The organism is Enterobacter cloacae complex sp. IR53041, assembly GCF_049238285.1.
Lineage (GTDB): Bacteria > Pseudomonadota > Gammaproteobacteria > Enterobacterales > Enterobacteriaceae > Enterobacter > Enterobacter roggenkampii.
The window spans coordinates 1-2,495 of sequence record NZ_JBMKHB010000074.1; the positions used below are offsets into that span (position 1 = coordinate 1).

3 protein-coding genes are annotated in these 2,495 nt (G+C 53.3%); 2 read left to right on the forward strand and 1 reads right to left on the reverse strand.

Features of this window, described 5'->3' with window-relative positions; genetic code table 11:
• On the forward strand, positions 1 to 422 hold a 422-nt coding region (locus ACOTXF_RS23685), incomplete at its 5' end, for an integrase core domain-containing protein (protein ID WP_421635308.1).
• On the opposite strand, the gene ACOTXF_RS23690 is transcribed toward ACOTXF_RS23685, so the two are convergent.
• The gene (locus ACOTXF_RS23690; protein WP_004187073.1) at positions 419 to 928 is read right to left on the reverse strand and encodes a DUF2778 domain-containing protein; all 510 of its coding nucleotides are present in this window, start codon (positions 926 to 928) and stop codon (positions 419 to 421) included. The genes ACOTXF_RS23685 and ACOTXF_RS23690 overlap by 4 nt on opposite strands.
• Positions 929 to 1,193: 265 nt before the next feature.
• Here ACOTXF_RS23690 and ACOTXF_RS23695 point away from each other — a divergent pair, with 265 nt between their 5' ends.
• Positions 1,194 to 2,267 carry an FUSC family protein gene (locus ACOTXF_RS23695; RefSeq protein ID WP_004118212.1) on the forward strand — a complete coding sequence of 358 codons (1,074 nt, stop codon included), beginning with the start codon at positions 1,194 to 1,196 and terminating at the stop codon, positions 2,265 to 2,267.
• The last annotated feature ends 228 nt before the right edge of the window (positions 2,268 to 2,495 follow it).

Here is a 2,495-nt window from a genome sequence, read left to right on the forward strand (position 1 = left end):
GCGACCGTGAGGCCATAGACTGGGCAGCAAGCACGGGAGGCTATGACAGTTCGACCGTGCAGGATGTGATGCTGAGGTCGGTGGAAAAGCGCTTCAGCGACAGGCTACCGGAAACACCAGTGCAGTGGCTGACGGATAACGGTTCAGCGTATACCGCGTATGAAACGCGGAGGTTCGCGAGAGAGCTGAATCTGGAGCCCTGCACAACAGCGGTGAGCAGCCCGCAGAGTAATGGCATGGCCGAACGGTTCGTGAAAACGATGAAAGAAGACTATATCGCGTTCATGCCAAAACCGGATGTGAGAACAGCACTGCGAAACCTTGCAGTAGCGTTCACGCATTACAATGAAAACCACCCGCACAGCGCGCTGGGATATCACTCCCCGAGGGAATACCGGCGGCAGCGGACATCGTTAACTTAAGATACAAAAGCTGTCCGGAGATGGAGGGTCAAGATCACCTCAATTGTGCCGTATGCCTTGAGTTTACTCATACAAGGAACATCCACCTGCGGTGTTTTTAGTAACGCATTGTGCAACATGGCAAAATCTGAAGCATGTAGCAGAGTGATACCCCCTTTTGATAGCGCGCCAGGATGCAAACGGAAGTTACCGCGTTTAACCCCCTCATTCCATGTGTCATCGTCGATTCCCCAATCATCCCGCCTGTGCCTGAACGTCGCACCATTCATGACCTGGTTGTAACGATCCCGAACACCGGCATTAACGTGCGATCGGAGTCCACCTTCAGGACGATTAACAATCCAGTATTTACCCGCCGGAACCGGGCCTGCGGTCGGCTTCATGTCACAAGCCCCTCGATTGCGATAAATACCATCGCCAGAAAACGCTAAAAATGTTCCGGCCCCAGCAAACGATAACGGCGAGTCATGCGCATCGTTGATGACAAACCTTCCATGCAGAGTCATGCACCACCCAATATCCTTTTTTGAACTGTAGATTAAGGTACAGGCTGCTTAGTAGACAATCTATGTTAATAATATGATTTTATTTGAAATAATCTTATTTTATGTTGGTAGTCAGTGCCTGGCGGCGGTATATCAATGCTCAGAGAAGCATCAGAACGCATAATCCTGCCCCCTTTTCCCGCAATGTGATCTACTATTTCGGGCATCTGTTCGGGTCGTCCAGAACCGTGAATCATCATGCGCATCATCGCTGAGGAGTTTCCTGTTGCATTGGTTAGTTCGTCTACGCCTGGCCTGGCGCCAAATCACCACTGGATTTCCTTCACGTGCGAGGCTGGCAGCGCGCGATGCGCTTGCTACGGCACTGGCCTGCCTGCTGGCATGGTTACTGGCGGTATGGCTGTTAGGACATGAGCATCCTACGTTTGCCATCGTCAGCGCCGTGGTATGTCTTGCTCCGGGTGTACCCAGTCACCTGAAACAGGCCAGAAATCTGGTTATTGGCTGTACGTTCGGTATCGTGATGGGGGAGTTGATGTGGCAGCTCCCCGATACTCATCCACTGGTGCGGATGAGCATTGGTATGTTCTTCGCTATTTTGTTGGGCGCCGCCATCGGCCCGGCTCCGGTGGTCCCCATCCAGGCTGGAGTATCGGTGGCTCTGGTTCTTGCCATGGGGCCTGAAAGCGCGGGCGGTACACGTTTAGTGGACGTTCTGCTGGGAGCCTCTGTCGGATTATTATTCAGCCAGGTGCTCTTTACATCTAATCCATTCAGCGACATTGGGCGTTCAACCTCCGACTTCCTGCGTCAGATTGGTAATGGACTGGATCGAATGCTACGAGCCTGTGAGGTGCAAAGCAGTAAGGGAGCAGAGGCCGCTTTGAGTCAGCTTTCAGAGGCTCAGGCCGCTCTGGCCGCTCTTCGCGCCGCTGTAGCTGAAGCACAGGTCAGTAAACGCTGGTCACTACGGGGTCGGCTAAACGCCGGGCGGCTTGCCACCGTCACACAGCGTTACGACCGCCATGCAATCCGGGTATACGCGACTTCCCTTTTATTAGCGGAAAGTCTCAGCCGGGCCATGTCACACACCCATACTCCACCACCAACTGTCGTGATGACGTATTGTCAGTGGTTGTCGGATAGCTGCATGGTACTAGCCCGTCAATCCGCCGTTGTTGCGCTTAAAGAAAGTGACCCACAGGCTTGTATGGGAACACCACCTCAGTCCACCGCTGACCAGCGCCATGAACTACCGCCAGAATGGCTCACGGTAGAAGATAATGCACGGCAACTGGAGCATGCCTTACAGGCACTGCTGGGCTCACGTGACGCATGATTGTCACGCAGAGATACCAGTATTCTACACGACCGTTGACATTCAGCGGTCTACTCCATCTCTGCCGCCAGGCCAACTATAGGGCAGGATCGTCTACCGGGGCGGGGTCAGTCCAATGCCCCTTTCAAAATGTGGTAATGGTGCCAACTTACTGATTTAGTGTATGATGGTGTTTTTGAGGTGCTCCAGTGGCTTCTGTTTCTATCAGTTGTCCCTCCTGCTCAGCTA